The following is a 14,214-nucleotide window of genomic DNA, read 5'->3' on the forward strand; positions in this document are numbered from 1 at the left end:
TCGATCGGTTTTACTTCCGCTTGGCTTTACTTGCGCTTGTCGATGGGCACGAACTTCTGGTCTTCCGGGCCCACGTAATTGGCGGTGGGGCGGATGATCTTGTTGTCGATGCGTTGCTCGATGATGTGGGCCGACCAGCCCGCGGTGCGCGCAATGACGAACAGCGGGGTGAACATGGCGGTGGGCACGCCCATCATGTGATAGCTGACAGCCGAGAACCAGTCCAGGTTGGGGAACATCTTCTTGACGTCCCACATGACGGTTTCCAGGCGTTCGGCGATGTCGAACATCTTGGTCGTGCCGGCCTTCTTGGACAGCTTCTTGGCGACGTCCTTGATGACCTTGTTGCGCGGGTCGGAAACCGTGTAGACCGGGTGACCGAAGCCGATGATAACTTCCTTGGCTTCCACGCGGCGGCGGATGTCGGCCTCGGCTTCGTCCGGCGTTTCGTAGCGCTTCTGGACTTCGAATGCGACTTCGTTGGCGCCGCCGTGTTTGGGGCCGCGCAGTGCGCCGATGGCGCCCGAGATGGCGGAGAACATGTCCGAACCCGTGCCGGCAATGACGCGGGCCGTGAATGTCGAGGCGTTGAATTCGTGCTCGGCGTACAGGTTCAGCGAAATATGCATCGCCTTGACCCATTCGTCGCTGGGCTTTTCGCCATGCAGCAGGTGCAGGAAGTGGCCGCCGATGCTGTCGTCGTCCGTCTGCACGTCGATGACGCGGCCGTTGTGGCTGTAGTGGTACCAGTAGAGCAGGGCCGAGCCCAGGTTGGCCATCAGGCGGTCGGCGATGTCGCGCGCGCCCGGGGTGTTGTGGTCGTCCTTTTCAGGCAGCACGCAGCCCAGCACCGACACGGCCGTGCGCATCACGTCCATCGGATGGCTGGCGGCGGGCAGGGCTTCCAGGGCGACCTGCAGTTGCGCGGGCAGGCCGCGCAGGCTGCGCAGCTTTTCCTTGTAGGCTTTCAGTTCGGCCTTGTTGGGCAGCTTGCCATGGACGAGCAAGTGGGCGATTTCCTCGAACTCGCTGGTATCGGCGATGTCCAGGATGTCGTAGCCGCGATAGTGCAGGTCGTTGCCGCTGCGGCCGACTGTGCACAGTGCGGTGTTGCCCGCGACCACGCCGGACAGCGCAACCGACTTCTTGGGCTTGAAACCGGCTTTTTCTTCCGGCTTGGCGTCCGATTTGGCTTCTTGCTTCTTGGGAGCCGTGCTCATGTCTCTACTCCTTTCCTTACGCGATGGAAGATGCAATGGGGGCGGGCGCCGCCGCGGGTCTGCCGCGGCGCGCGCCTGACGTTGCGCAACTAGGCCTTGCCCTTCTGGAAGAGCGCGTCCAGCCTGGATTCGAATTCGTGATAGCCGATGCGGTCGTACAGTTCTTCGCGCGTCTGCATCAGGTCGACGACGTTCTTCTGGTGGCCGTCGCGGCGGATCGCGGTGTAGACGGCCTCGGCGGCCTTGTTCATGGCGCGGAAGGCCGACAGCGGATAGAGCACCATGCCCACGCCGACGCTCTTCAGTTCCTCGACGGAGAAAAGCGGCGTCTTGCCGAACTCGGTGATGTTGGCCAGCACGGGCACCTTGACGGCCTTGACGAAGCGGTCGTAGGTGGGCAGGTCGTAAGCGGCTTCGGCGAAGATCGCATCGGCCCCGGCTTCCACACACGCAAGCGCGCGTTCGATGGCCGCGTCCACGCCGTGCGAGGCGATCGCGTCGGTGCGGGCGATCAGGTAGAAATCGCTGTCGGTGCGCGCGTCGGCGGCGGCCTTCACGCGATCGGCCATTTCCTCGGTGGTGACGATTTCCTTGCCGGGCCGATGGCCGCAGCGCTTGGCGCCGACCTGGTCCTCGATGTGGCAGGCGGCCGCGCCGAACTTGATGAGGCTCTTGACGGTGCGGGCGATGTTGAACGCCGACGGGCCGAAGCCGGTGTCGATGTCGACCAGCAGCGGCACATCGCACACGTCGGTGATGCGGCGCACGTCGGTCAGGACGTCGTCCATCGTGTTGATGCCCAGGTCCGGCAGACCCAGCGAGCCGGCCGCGACGCCGCCGCCGGACAGGTAGATGGCGCGATAGCCGGCGCGCTTGGCCAAGAGGGCGTGGTTCGCGTTGATGGCGCCGATGATCTGCAGCGGATTCTCTTCGGCGAGCGCGCGGCGAAAGAGGGCGCCGGGCGATTCGGGTCTGGCCATGGTTGTCTCCTGTTCTTGGTAGCCCACGACCTTATCGCGGGTCCGAAAAATAAATCTGTCCCCTGCGCGACAATCCCCGCGGCAAGATCTTTCGCGAAGAGAGCGAAGAGACAGGTGTATTTCACGGTACTGCGGTATTCAATGCGGCACTGCGGTGTGGCACTCTAGATGCCGCGCGCAATGCGGTCCCGCTTAAGGATTGGGCCCGCATGAACGGGCCCAATCCTTTTACTGCACGCTGCTTACTTCAGCAGGTCCTTGACGCCGTCGCGCTCTTCGAGGAGCTCTTTCAGCGTGAAGTCCAGGCGCTCACGCGAGAAGGCGTCGATTTCCAGGCCTTCGACGCGCTTGTATTCGCCGTTTTCGGTCGTGACCGGCACGCCGTAGATGATGCCTTCGGGGATGCCGTAGGAGCCGTCCGACGGGATGCCCATCGTGACCCACTTGCCGTTGCTGCCCAGGACCCAGTCACGGACGTGGTCGATGGCGGCGTTGGCGGCCGAAGCGGCCGAGGACAGGCCACGGGCTTCGATGATGGCGGCGCCGCGCTTGCCCACCGTGGGGATGAACGTGTCGCGGTTCCAGGCGTCGTCGTTGATCAGCTTGGACAGCGATTCGCCGCCGACGGTGGCGAAGCGGAAGTCGGGGTACATCGTGGGCGAGTGGTTGCCCCACACGACCAGCTTTTCGATGTCTGCGACGGCCTTGCCAGATTTGGCGGCCAGTTGCGACAGGGCGCGGTTGTGGTCCAGGCGCAGCATGGCGGTGAAGTTCTTGGCGGGCAGGTCCGGCGCCGACTTCATGGCGATGTAGGCATTGGTGTTGGCAGGGTTGCCGACGACCAGGACCTTGACGTTGCGGCTGGCGACGTCGTTCAGGGCCTTGCCCTGAGCCGTGAAGATCTGTGCGTTGACGGACAGCAGGTCCTTGCGTTCCATGCCCGGGCCGCGCGGACGGGCGCCAACCAGCAGGGCCACGTCGGCGTCCTTGAAGGCGGTGCGCGGGTCGCTGTGCGCGGTGACTTCCTGCAGCAGCGGGAAGGCGCAGTCATCCAGTTCCATGATGACGCCCTTCAGGGCCTTTTGCGCTTTCTCGTCGGGGATTTCCAGCAGTTGCAGGATGACGGGTTGATCTTTACCCAGCATTTCGCCCGAGGCGATGCGGAATAGCAGTGCGTAACCGATTTGGCCGGCGGCGCCGGTGACGGCGACACGCAAGGCAGGCTTGGACATGGACGTTCTCCGTAATGGTTTGGCGAGAAAAAAATCTCACCAATCAGTGTAATCGTTGGGCGCGGTAACAAGCGGCCGCCAGGGGCGCTGCGCGTCGCGCGGACAGCTTTGAATCCTAGATCGAATTAACGTAAGCGTCAATTGATCTTCTATCTTATATAAGACATAAGACGTTGGACAGCTCGCCTCCCGATATGCCACAATAGAGCGTTTATTCGAATGCGCCGCGGCCCACTGGGCCGCGCGCCTGTATCAAGCCATAAGGCCGGCGGCAGCAGCGCATACGGATGAGTCCGCATCCCTTGGTGCTGCCTTCTCATTCATCCGGATAAACATGACACTTTCAAGAAGATCCATGGCAGAGCCTAGGCCCGAAACCTCCTTACGCAATCGCGCCGCCCGTCCAACGGGCGAGGGAGCCGCTTTCAGTCCGCTCTACCGCCAGATCAAGGATCTGCTTGTCCAAAGCCTCGAACGCGGCGAATGGAAGCCCGGCGAGCTCATCCCCAGCGAAATCGATCTGGCCGCCCGTTTTCAGGTGAGCCAGGGCACGGTGCGCAAGGCGGTCGATGAGCTGGCCGCCGAGCACATGCTGCTGCGCCGCCAGGGCAAGGGCACTTTTGTCGCCACCCACCACGAAGCCCGCGTGCGCTACCGTTTCCTGCGCCTGGCCCCCGACGAAGAGGGCGAGGCCGGCCGCGCCGAAAGCCGCATCCTGGAATGCCGCCGCACCCGCGCGCCCGCCGAAATCGCCCGCGCGCTGGACTTGCGCGCCGGCGAGACCGTCGTCATGATCCGCCGCCTGCTGTCCATGGGGCAGACACCGACCGTGCTGGACGACATCTGGCTCCCCGGTTCCATATTCCGTGGTCTCACCCTTGAGCTGCTGACCGCCAACAAGGCGCCGCTCTATGGCCTTTTTGAATCCGAGTTCGGCGTCAGCATGGTGCGCGCGGACGAGAAGCTGCGCGCGGTCGCCGCGCCGGCTGAAGTCTGTACGCTGCTTAATGTTGCCGCCGGCACGCCGTTGTTGCAGGTAGACCGGGTGTCTTACACATACGGTGACCGCCCCATGGAAATCCGCCGGGGGTTGTACTTGACCGATCGATACCACTACCGCAATAGTCTGAATTGATGAGCTTTTTACCTACGATTTGATACCAACCCGTCTCTGGGCGAAAATACCGCGTTTGCCCGCAAGGGCCGCGGCGATTTAGCCGTAACGATTCCCTAGTTCCGAAACACCGAGGCCGTCATGTCCGACACCGCTGCCAAGCCACGTCCGCAGTTTCGCAATATTGGTATTGCGCAAATTGCCAGTTACCGCCTGCCCCTGGCCGGCAAGCTGTCCATTCTGCACCGCGTAAGCGGCGCGTTGTTGTTCCTCTGTCTTCCCTTGGTCATTCTGCCGCTCTTCGCGGCCAGCGTGGCCGCACCGCAGACGTTCGCCGCCGTGGCCGCGTACGCCGGCAACCCGATCGTCAAGCTCGTTTTCCTCGTCCTCGTCTGGGGCTACCTGCATCACTTCTGTGCGGGCATCCGGTACCTGCTCCTGGATCTGCACATCGGCATCGACAAGCAGTCCTCCAAGAAGAGCGCCGGCGTGGTGTTCGGCGTCAGCCTCGCGCTGACCCTGGTGTTCGCTCTCAAACTGTTCGGAGTGCTGTAAATGGCCGCCGCTAAAAACTACGGACCCAAGCGCCTGGTCGTCGGCGCCCACTATGGCGTCATGGATTTCATCATCCAGCGCATCACCGCCGTCATCATGGCCGTGTACACGCTGGTGCTGCTCATCGGCATCCTGATGATGCCGGCCTTCACGTACGAACACTGGACCGCGCTGTTCAATTTCTACGTGGGCGTTCTTCCGGTTGGCCAGATCCTGGCCACCCTCGCATTCATTGCGCTGGCCTGGCATGCCTGGATTGGCGTGCGCGACATCTGGATGGACTACGTCAAGTCGGTGGGCGTGCGCCTGCTGATGCAAGTGCTGACGATCCTCTGGCTGGTCGGTTCGGTCGTTTACTTCGCGCAAATCCTCTGGAGCATTTAAGCCGTGGTCTCTGTCCTGAAATCCCTGCCGCGCCGCCAGTTTGATGTGGTGGTCGTGGGCGCCGGCGGAGCCGGCATGCGTTGTTCGCTGCAACTGTCCCAAGCGGGCCTGTCCGTTGCGGTGCTCTCCAAAGTGTTCCCCACGCGTTCGCACACCGTGGCCGCACAAGGCGGCGTGAGCGCCTCGCTGGGCAACATGAGCGAAGACAACTGGTACTGGCACATGTACGACACCGTCAAGGGTTCGGACTGGCTGGGCGACCAGGACGCCATCGAATTCATGTGCCGTGAAGCACCGAACGCCGTGTACGAGCTCGAGCACTTCGGCATGCCGTTCGACCGCAACCCCGACGGCACGATCTACCAGCGTCCGTTCGGCGGCCACACCGCCAACTTCGGCGAAAAACCGGTCCAGCGCGCCTGTGCCGCTGCCGACCGTACCGGCCACGCCCTGCTGCACACCCTGTACCAGCGCAACGTTGCCGCGCGCACCCAGTTCTTCGTCGAATGGATGGCGCTGGACCTGCTGCGCAACGAAGCCGGCGACGTCGTGGGCGTGACCGCCCTCGAAATGGAAACGGGCGAAATCTACATCCTGGAAGCCAAGACCACGGTGCTGGCCACCGGCGGCGCGGGCCGTATCTGGGCCGCTTCCACCAACGCGTTCATCAACACCGGCGACGGCCTGGGCATGGCTGCCCGTGCCGGCATCCCGCTGCAGGACATGGAATTCTGGCAGTTCCACCCGACCGGCGTGGCCGGCGCGGGCGTGCTGATCACGGAAGGCGTGCGCGGCGAAGGCGGCATCCTGCTGAACAAGGATGGCGAGCGCTTCATGGAGCGCTATGCGCCCACGCTGAAGGATCTGGCGCCGCGTGACTTCGTGTCGCGCTCGATGGACCAGGAAATCAAGGAAGGCCGCGGCTGCGGTCCGGACGGCAGCTACGTGGTGCTCAAGCTCGATCACCTGGGCGCCGACGTCATCAACAAGCGCCTGCCCTCGATCCGCGAAATCGCCATCAAGTTCGGCAACGTGGACCCGATCAAGGAACCGATCCCCGTCGTTCCGACCATCCACTACCAGATGGGCGGCATTCCGGCCAACTACCACGGCCAGGTGCTGACGCGCGAAAACGGCGAGAACAAGATCGTCAACGGCCTGTACGCCATCGGCGAGTGCGCCGCGGTCTCGGTCCACGGCGCGAACCGCCTGGGCACGAACTCGCTGCTCGACCTGATCGTGTTCGGCCGCGCCACCGGCAACCACATCGTTAACTCGCATCCGGAGCGCCAGCGCGCGCACCAGGACCTGCCGCAACAGGCCGTCGAGTTCTCGCTGGACCGCATCAACAAGCTGGAATCGCGTACGTCCGGCGAAAAGACGCAAGACATCGGCAACGCCATCCGCTTCTCGATGCAGCGCCACTGCGGCGTGTTCCGCACGCTGGACCTGCTGAACGAAGGCGTGACCCAGATCGAAGATCTGGCCAAGCAAGCCGACAGCATCTACTTCAAGGACAAGTCCAAGGTGTTCAACACCGCCCGCGTCGAGGCGCTGGAACTGGCGAACATGACCGAAGTGGCACGCGCCACGATCAAGTCGGCCGCCGCCCGCACCGAAAGCCGCGGCGCACATGCGCTGGACGATCACCCGACGCGCGACGACGAGAACTGGCTGAAGCACACGCTGTGGTACTCCGAAGGCAGCCGCCTGGATTACAAGCCTGTTCAGATGAAGCCGCTGACGGTCGAATCCTTCCCGCCCAAGGCGCGTACCTTCTAAGTCCGGATTGAGCCTACTATGAGCACCAAGAGAATCGTCAAGTTCGAAATCTACCGCTACGATCCGGACAAGGACGAGCGTCCCTACATGCAGAAGCTGGACGTCGAGCTCCAGCCCACCGACAAGATGCTGCTCGATGCGCTGGTGCGCATCAAGAACGACGTCGATGACAGCCTGGCCCTGCGCCGCTCGTGCCGTGAAGGCGTGTGCGGTTCCGACGCCATGAACATCAACGGCAAGAACGGTCTGGCCTGCACGACGAACCTGCGCGAACTGAAGGAACCGATCGTGCTGCGTCCGCTGCCCGGTCTGCCGGTCATCCGCGACCTGATCGTGGACATGACGCACTTCTTCAATCAGTACCACTCGATCCGCCCGTACCTCATCAACGACACGCCGCCGCCCGAAAAAGAGCGCCTGCAGTCGCCCGAGGCGCGCGAAGAGCTGGACGGTCTGTACGAGTGCATCCTGTGCGCGTGCTGTTCCACTTCCTGCCCGTCGTTCTGGTGGAATCCGGACAAGTTCGTCGGCCCGGCCGGCCTGCTGCAAGCCTACCGCTTCATCGCCGATAGCCGCGACGAAGCCACCGGCGAGCGTCTGGACAACCTGGAAGATCCGTACCGCCTGTTCCGTTGCCACACGATCATGAACTGCGTCGACGTCTGTCCCAAGGGACTGAACCCGACCAAGGCGATCGGCAAGATCAAGGAACTGATGGTCCGCCGCACGGTCTAGTTTTTGTGTATTTGAGGTGTACGAATGAGCAGGCTGACTGAACTGGAGCGGGCGCGACTGCGTTGGCGGGCGCGCCGCGGCCTGCTCGAAAACGACTTGATCATCACCCGGTATTTGGATGCCCACGAGGCTGAACTTACCGATGATGACGTGGCCGCATTGACCCAGCTGTTCGAGATGGGAGACAACGATCTTCTCGATCTGCTGCTGGCCCGTAAGGACCTCGAAGGCGAGCTGGATACGCCCAGGCTTCGAGGCATTATTGGCCAGATGCGCGCGCTCTGATTAATTGAGAGGAATAAACATGAACCTGTCTGACAAAAAAGCCACTCTGTCCTTCTCGGATGGCAGCGCACCCATTGAGTTCCCTGTCTACAAGGGCACGGTCGGTCCGGATGTGATCGACATCCGCAAGCTTTACGGCCAGACGGGCATGTTCACGTTTGACCCCGGCTTCATGTCGACGGCTGCCTGCGAATCGGGCATCACGTACATCGACGGCGACAAGGGCGAACTGCTGTACCGCGGCTACCCGATCGAACAGCTGGCCGTGAACTGCGACTTCATGGACATCTGCTACCTGATCCTGAACGGTGAACTGCCGAACCAGGAGCAAAAGGCCGATTTTGACTCGCAAGTGACCCATCACACGATGGTCAACGAGCAGCTGCATTTCTTCCTGCGTGGTTTCCGCCGCGACGCCCACCCGATGGCCGTCCTGACGGGTCTGGTCGGCGCGCTGTCCGCGTTCTACCACGACTCCACCGACATCACGAACCCGCAGCACCGTCACATCTCGGCCATCCGCCTGATCGCCAAGATGCCGACGCTGGTTGCGATGGCGTACAAGTATTCGCAAGGCCAACCGTTCATCTACCCGCAGAACGACCTGTCCTACACGGGCAACTTCCTGCGCATGATGTTCGCCACGCCGTGCGAAGACTACAAGGTCAATGAAGTCGTCGAGCGCGCGCTGGACCGCATCTTCATCCTGCACGCCGATCACGAGCAAAACGCCTCCACCTCGACCGTGCGCCTGTGCGGTTCGTCGGGCACCAACCCGTTCGCCGCGATCTCGGCTGGCGTGGCTTGCCTGTGGGGCCCGGCTCACGGCGGCGCCAACGAAGCTTGCCTGCAGATGCTCGAAGAACTGCAAGCCAACGGCGGCATCGACAAGGTCGGCGAGTTCATGGAGAAGGTCAAGGACAAGAACTCGGGCGTGCGCCTGATGGGCTTTGGCCACCGCGTCTACAAGAACTACGACCCGCGCGCCAAGCTGATGCAGGAAACCTGCAAGGAAGTGCTCTCGGCCCTGGGCCTGGAAAACGACCCGCTGTTCAAGCTGGCCATGGAACTGGAACGCATCGCCCTGTCGGATCCGTACTTCGTCCAGCGCAAGCTGTACCCGAACGTGGACTTCTACTCGGGTATCGTCCAGCGCGCCATCGGCATCCCGACCTCGCTGTTCACGGCCATCTTCGCGCTGGCCCGCACGGTGGGCTGGATCGCCCAGTGGAACGAAATGCTGTCGGATCCCGACTACAAGATCGGCCGTCCCCGTCAGTTGTTCACCGGTTCGGTCACGCGCGACGTGCCCCCGATGGACAAGCGTTAATTCGCTACGCCCCTCCGGAGGGCGACGCCTTCCGGCAAAACGCCAGTCAGCTCAGCGCCGACTGGCGTTTTTCTTTGGCGCCTTGCGCTGGCAGCTACAGATAGTTCATCGTGAAAGTCACTGCCGAGTTAGCCGAACCGGGCGTGACCTTGTCACCGGTTTGACGGTATTTCGCGCGCAAGGGGATCTTGAAGCTGCCGCCCGACGCGCTGTTGTAGCCGGTAAACGGCAGCTTGGCGCCCAGCACAGCCGGATTTCCGTCTCCGTCCAGCAACTGGATGCCTACGCCCGTCGCGGATGAGGCCGCGTCCAGCCCGATGACCGCGTTTGCGGCGTCCAGGACGGGCGTGACGGCGTCGATCTGGTAGTGGATGGCGCTCATTCCCGCCGGGCAGCCATTCAACGAAATATCGAATGGAACCGGCTCACTGGATGTCCCTTTGCCCTTGAAGACGGATGCCTTGGGGGATCCGAGAAGCACGGAAACGTCGGGCGTGGTGCATGCCTGCGAGAACAGCAACACCGCCATGGTGACGAAATTGATCTCGAGGCCGGGATCCTGGGTGAGAATGCTGCCGACTTCATTCGAGAACGATGCGGTGGATGCAATGGTTATCGGCGAAACAATGCCGGTGGCAACCGGCCCGGTCTTAACGAACATCGCGCGTAGCTGTCCGCCGTTGGTGACGGCGCCTTGCATGTTGCATGCCCTTGTTCTCCAGTTCCGGCTGAGGGCTTGGAATGCCGACCAACTGCAGCCGTTGATGAAGCTCCGGGCGCCGATGATGATGCCGAGGCCGTCGACGCCCGTCGCATGGACCTCGTAGGTAACTCCGTCAACCACCTTCGTCTGTCCTGCGCTGGGAATCAGGGCGCGCATACCGGTGCCCGTGGTGGCCCCTCCGGAAACGTTGCACTTGAACCAGTCGGCAGTGGAATCGGTCGTCAGCCAGTCGGTGAGGGCCGTGCCAACGGCGGCATCCCGAGGTACTGTGATGTGCGGCGGCGTATTCACGGAAACCGCGCTTATCGTCTGGGTGCAGGTTGAGGCGGCCCACGAGGTGGTGGAACCCAGCAGGGCAATCAGCGTGGCCCCGGCAAGCAGGATGGTCTTTTTCATCAATGTTCTCGTCGTCAGTTTTTGGCGATCAGGCGGGGCGCCGTCTCTTCGCAGAGCAGGCCGGTTGCCTGAGGCAGCGATTCGGCCTTGGATCGCTGCTCGGGAAGGGCGTAACCGAACGTGCAGGTTTCGCCATCGTTCGCGCCCCATTTCACGGTCAGGACACCTTGTTTGTTCTTCAGTCCGCGCGCGAGAATGCGGCCGCCCTGTGCCACGACACCCACGCTGTTGCCCTCTGCGTCCCGCACGTCGGCGCCGAAGGGAAGGGGTTCGCCGCTGCGCGTGGCAACCGTCAGCAGCGCCGCGCTTCCAGCGCTTTCGGTTTCGAAGCTCAGCCGAACCACCGCGCCGGCGGTGGGGGCCACATGTTGTTCGGTCGCCTTGAGTTCGACGTTCAGAGGCAGGCCCTTAGGGTCGAGCTCGATGCTGTTTCTGGCGTAGGGCGTCAAGGTCGATACGACGCCGCGGCCCTTGGAATCCAGGCGCACCCCGCTGCTGGTCAGCACCCGGGCGCCGGCAGCGTCTTTGGCCTCGACGATTGCGATCGTTTCGCCGGAGTTCGGGGTCATGACGACGCCGCCGCCATACGCCACAACGCCGCCGGAAAGGCCCGCACCGTATTGCGTGTAGTTCGAGCTGGTGCTGGCGTTGGCCGACACGGCCGCCACCGGCGTGCGGTACGAGGCGTTTGCCGCGATGTTGGTGTTGGCTGGACCATTTGACGACATGGCGCGCCCGGCGCTCACGCCATAGTTGAACGCGTTGCCGGCGCCGAGGGCTCCCGCCACCGACTGCTGGATGCTGCCCGAACCATCCGATCCCTTCTGCATGCTGGTCGACGCGTAGACCGGGTTCTGGTTGCGGCCCAGCGGAATGCCCACGTTGAGCATGACCTGGTTGTCCCACTTCTGCGTACCCACGTTGAGCTGACGCGTCGCCGACACGCTGTAGTTCACGTTCTTGTAGCTGTTGCTGTAACCGGCCTGGAGCTGGGTATCGCGGCCGGGTTTGTCCCAGTAATCCTGCGTCGATCCGGTGAAATGGACGGACCCATAACCCTGCGGCAGTTTCTGGTTGATGGTCGCCTGCAGGCGGCCGCGCTGCGTTCCATATTGACCTGCGCCTTGCCCGTGCTCCTGCCGGGATCGCAGTTCCATGGCGTCGGCCATGCTGAGGTAGGCGCGGCTGGAATAGCGATAGGCGCCCAGGGTGAGGCTGGTGCTGGTGGGCTCCAGAAACTTGGAGTAGCTAAGTTTGACGCTTTGTCCATTGCGGTTCTTTTCTTTGGGCAGGCGCGTGGCCGCCTGCGTGATGTCCAGCCCAAACGCGCCGAAGTCCGTGTTCAACGCGGCGCCGCCCAATACGGCGCCGTAGCCTTGGGCCGCGGTCAGGCCGCCGTAGGCGGTCACGAGATTGTTGATGCCATGCTGCACGGTCGCTTGCGCCATCAACGGCCGATCGGCCGTCTGCGGCGTGCGGTATTGGCCCGCGGTCACGCTGTATCGGGTCACGCCCGGGCGCAAGGAATTCACGGCGCCAGAGAAAGGAACCCGGGAGACCAGGACACGGCCGTCGGCTTCGTTGACCACCATTTCCAGGTCGCCGCCGTATCCGGTGGCATACAGGTCGTCGATGATGAACGGGCCGGGGGCCACGGTGGTTTCGTAAATGATGTTGCCGTTCTGGCGGACCTGGACGCGCGCGTTGGTGTTGGCGATGCCGCGCAGGGTAGGCGCAAAGCCGCGCTGCGATTCGGGATACATGCGATCGTCGCTGGACATCTGTACGCCGCGAAACCCGACGCTGTCGAAAGTGGACCGGTCCGTGAACGCGTCGCCGATGACCAGCTGGCTTTTCATGCCGGTGATGTTGCGCTGCAGATTCGTCTGCACGCTTTGATACTGCAGGCCGCGCTTGCTGTCCTTGGTCGCGTTGCCGGTGTGACGCAGGCGCCAGGGGCCCAAGTTCGCGCCGGCATTCAGGCCCGCAAAACTCTGCGTCGAAGCCTTGCCATCGGCGCGAGAGGTGTAGAAGTTGGCGTTGTAATTCAGAAGCGCGGCGGGCACTCCTTCGTCCCAATGTTTGGGGTCCACGAAACCGCGGCCCTGCCGGACCAGCGACGCTTGCGGCACCGTCACGATCAGCCGCTGCTCGCCCGCATCGAACTCCGCGCGCGCTTCCTTCACCAGGTCGGTCAGCGCAACACATTGGTCGCCCGACAACCGTCCGGCGCCCGCGGCGTCAACCTTGGCAAGATCGATGCCCACCAGCTCCACGAGCGCCTGATCGAAGCACGCCTGAAGCGGCGCGTTTGCGGAAGACGATTTATCGATACGCACGTCAGAACGACCCAGCCAGCGGTCGTTCACCAGCACGTCGAGGCGGTAGGTGCCCGGGATTGCGCTGTTTGAGCGCGAGAACTGGCTGACGTCCACGTTCGCGCCGCCCAGAAAGGCATCGTTGAACTCCACGTCCGCTTCCATGGCGGCGAGCTCGGTGCTGCCTGCGGCCCAGGCAGTTGCGCTGAGCAGGCTTAGCGTGATCGCGGCGAGCGCGAAATGCGGCGTGGTGGCAAGACGTTCCATGATGGGCAGGGGCGTGATCAGGCGCGGCGCTGCCGGCAGGCTGATGCCGGCCGATCGTGCCGCGTTGCTGGCGTCGGGAGTGGGATGGGTGAGCAGACAGCCGGCCGGTCGATCCGGGCCGGTAATGCTTGTGTCGTGCTAGGTGGCGCTGACGGACCGGGCGCCTTTGACCGCGCCGCCATGGTCATTCAGGAAGCGGTACGTGACTTCGGCATTTGCGCCCTGGACCACGTCGCCCACAAGGGGAAGGATCTTTTTTTCGCCCGGGGCAATCATGTCCCCGTCGGTGAACTTGGCGCGCTTGCCGTTGCTTGCCACGTTTACCTCAATGAAGGTGACGTGATACGGCGTGGGATTGCTGGCTTCGATGGCGTTGCGGTTGCCGGACTTGACCAGGCGCCAACTGACTTGCGAGGGCGCGTCCTCGGCCTTGCCTTTGAGCCCTGCGGGCCGATAGAACAGCTTGATCCGCGAGCGGAATGCCATCTGCAGCAGGTTCTGGTTGGCTTTGTCCTTGGGCGGAATTTCCAGCACGTTGAGCCAGAATACGGACTCTTTGTCCTGGACCATCGGTTCGCCCGTGTGCATCAGGCGCAGGGTCTGGCCCTTGCCCTGGTCGATCCGGGTGACGGGCGGGGTCACGATAAACGGCACCTGGATGGATCCCGGCGCCGCCTTGGCGTCGCCCTTGTCGATCCAGGCCTGGGTGAGGGCGGGCTGGCTGCCCTCGTTCTTGAGCTTGACGTTGACTTCCGCCTGCCCGGCCTCGTAGATGATGCGAGTGCCGCCAATGACGACGGATGCGGTGGCCGGCGCTGCGGCGGAAATACAGCCTGCCAACGCGGTGGCGGCAATAACTACGTTGAATGGGTTCATCGGATTCCTCGGACTA

13 protein-coding genes are annotated in these 14,214 nt (G+C 63.1%); 7 read left to right on the forward strand and 6 right to left on the reverse strand.

Annotation, left to right across the window (positions count from 1 at the left end):
• Positions 1-26 precede the first annotated feature (26 nt).
• From prpC to AC6CIE_RS11575, 3 genes are all read right to left on the reverse strand, one after another.
• Positions 27-1,220, reverse strand: coding sequence for a bifunctional 2-methylcitrate synthase/citrate synthase (gene prpC / locus AC6CIE_RS11565; protein WP_056322074.1), 1,194 nt, complete (start codon positions 1,218-1,220; stop codon positions 27-29).
• 89 nt (positions 1,221-1,309) lie between these two features.
• Complete coding sequence (gene prpB / locus AC6CIE_RS11570) at positions 1,310-2,200, reverse strand: methylisocitrate lyase (RefSeq protein ID WP_175122897.1); 891 nt, start codon at positions 2,198-2,200, stop codon at positions 1,310-1,312.
• A 242-nt stretch (positions 2,201-2,442) separates the two neighbouring features.
• On the reverse strand, positions 2,443-3,432 hold the full coding sequence (locus AC6CIE_RS11575) for a malate dehydrogenase (protein ID WP_054429535.1): 990 nt from the start codon (positions 3,430-3,432) through the stop codon (positions 2,443-2,445).
• 355 nt (positions 3,433-3,787) lie between these two features.
• Here AC6CIE_RS11575 and AC6CIE_RS11580 point away from each other — a divergent pair, with 355 nt between their 5' ends.
• From AC6CIE_RS11580 to AC6CIE_RS11610, 7 genes are all read left to right on the forward strand, one after another.
• On the forward strand, positions 3,788-4,567 hold the full coding sequence (locus tag AC6CIE_RS11580; protein ID WP_056322083.1) for a GntR family transcriptional regulator: 780 nt from the start codon (positions 3,788-3,790) through the stop codon (positions 4,565-4,567).
• A 120-nt stretch (positions 4,568-4,687) separates the two neighbouring features.
• On the forward strand, positions 4,688-5,101 hold the full coding sequence (sdhC, locus tag AC6CIE_RS11585; RefSeq protein ID WP_063952703.1) for a succinate dehydrogenase, cytochrome b556 subunit: 414 nt from the start codon (positions 4,688-4,690) through the stop codon (positions 5,099-5,101).
• Entirely contained in the window at positions 5,102-5,485 is a 384-nt protein-coding gene (gene sdhD, locus AC6CIE_RS11590) for a succinate dehydrogenase, hydrophobic membrane anchor protein (protein WP_008161843.1), read from the forward strand.
• 3 nt (positions 5,486-5,488) lie between these two features.
• Positions 5,489-7,267, forward strand: coding sequence for a succinate dehydrogenase flavoprotein subunit (gene sdhA / locus AC6CIE_RS11595; protein WP_175122896.1), 1,779 nt, complete (start codon positions 5,489-5,491; stop codon positions 7,265-7,267).
• Between the two features lie 18 nt (positions 7,268-7,285).
• Complete coding sequence (locus AC6CIE_RS11600) at positions 7,286-8,002, forward strand: succinate dehydrogenase iron-sulfur subunit (RefSeq protein ID WP_056322095.1); 717 nt, start codon at positions 7,286-7,288, stop codon at positions 8,000-8,002.
• Positions 8,003-8,026: 24 nt separating this feature from the next.
• The gene (locus AC6CIE_RS11605; RefSeq protein WP_218345193.1) at positions 8,027-8,287 is read left to right on the forward strand and encodes a succinate dehydrogenase assembly factor 2; all 261 of its coding nucleotides are present in this window, start codon (positions 8,027-8,029) and stop codon (positions 8,285-8,287) included.
• 19 nt (positions 8,288-8,306) lie between these two features.
• A complete protein-coding gene (locus AC6CIE_RS11610) occupies positions 8,307-9,617 on the forward strand; it encodes a citrate synthase (protein ID WP_006218129.1) in 1,311 nt (436 codons plus the stop codon).
• A gap of 94 nt (positions 9,618-9,711) precedes the next feature.
• On the opposite strand, the gene AC6CIE_RS11615 is transcribed toward AC6CIE_RS11610, so the two are convergent.
• From AC6CIE_RS11615 to AC6CIE_RS11625, 3 genes are all read right to left on the reverse strand, one after another.
• Positions 9,712-10,737 carry a fimbrial protein gene (locus AC6CIE_RS11615; RefSeq protein WP_175122894.1) on the reverse strand — a complete coding sequence of 342 codons (1,026 nt, stop codon included), beginning with the start codon at positions 10,735-10,737 and terminating at the stop codon, positions 9,712-9,714.
• 14 nt (positions 10,738-10,751) lie between these two features.
• Positions 10,752-13,322 carry a fimbria/pilus outer membrane usher protein gene (locus AC6CIE_RS11620; protein WP_498092254.1) on the reverse strand — a complete coding sequence of 857 codons (2,571 nt, stop codon included), beginning with the start codon at positions 13,320-13,322 and terminating at the stop codon, positions 10,752-10,754.
• A 138-nt stretch (positions 13,323-13,460) separates the two neighbouring features.
• Entirely contained in the window at positions 13,461-14,198 is a 738-nt protein-coding gene (locus AC6CIE_RS11625; RefSeq protein ID WP_498092255.1) for a fimbria/pilus periplasmic chaperone, read from the reverse strand.
• Between the last annotated feature and the right edge of the window lie 16 nt (positions 14,199-14,214).

This window comes from Achromobacter sp. GQ309, from assembly GCF_059759315.1.

What these genes read in the sequence shown, in the direction of transcription:
- AC6CIE_RS11625 (WP_498092255.1), bottom strand. Translation starts at nt 14,198, where the DNA reads ATGAACCCATTCAACGTAGTTATTGCCGCCACCGCGTTGGCAGGCTGT.
- AC6CIE_RS11575 (WP_054429535.1), bottom strand. Translation starts at nt 3,432, where the DNA reads ATGTCCAAGCCTGCCTTGCGTGTCGCCGTCACCGGCGCCGCCGGCCAA.
- sdhD (WP_008161843.1), top strand. Translation starts at nt 5,102, where the DNA reads ATGGCCGCCGCTAAAAACTACGGACCCAAGCGCCTGGTCGTCGGCGCC.
- AC6CIE_RS11580 (WP_056322083.1), top strand. Translation starts at nt 3,788, where the DNA reads ATGGCAGAGCCTAGGCCCGAAACCTCCTTACGCAATCGCGCCGCCCGT.
- prpC (WP_056322074.1), bottom strand. Translation starts at nt 1,220, where the DNA reads ATGAGCACGGCTCCCAAGAAGCAAGAAGCCAAATCGGACGCCAAGCCG.
- prpB (WP_175122897.1), bottom strand. Translation starts at nt 2,200, where the DNA reads ATGGCCAGACCCGAATCGCCCGGCGCCCTCTTTCGCCGCGCGCTCGCC.
- AC6CIE_RS11610 (WP_006218129.1), top strand. Translation starts at nt 8,307, where the DNA reads ATGAACCTGTCTGACAAAAAAGCCACTCTGTCCTTCTCGGATGGCAGC.
- AC6CIE_RS11620 (WP_498092254.1), bottom strand. Translation starts at nt 13,322, where the DNA reads ATGGAACGTCTTGCCACCACGCCGCATTTCGCGCTCGCCGCGATCACG.
- AC6CIE_RS11605 (WP_218345193.1), top strand. Translation starts at nt 8,027, where the DNA reads ATGAGCAGGCTGACTGAACTGGAGCGGGCGCGACTGCGTTGGCGGGCG.
- AC6CIE_RS11615 (WP_175122894.1), bottom strand. Translation starts at nt 10,737, where the DNA reads ATGAAAAAGACCATCCTGCTTGCCGGGGCCACGCTGATTGCCCTGCTG.
- AC6CIE_RS11600 (WP_056322095.1), top strand. Translation starts at nt 7,286, where the DNA reads ATGAGCACCAAGAGAATCGTCAAGTTCGAAATCTACCGCTACGATCCG.
- sdhC (WP_063952703.1), top strand. Translation starts at nt 4,688, where the DNA reads ATGTCCGACACCGCTGCCAAGCCACGTCCGCAGTTTCGCAATATTGGT.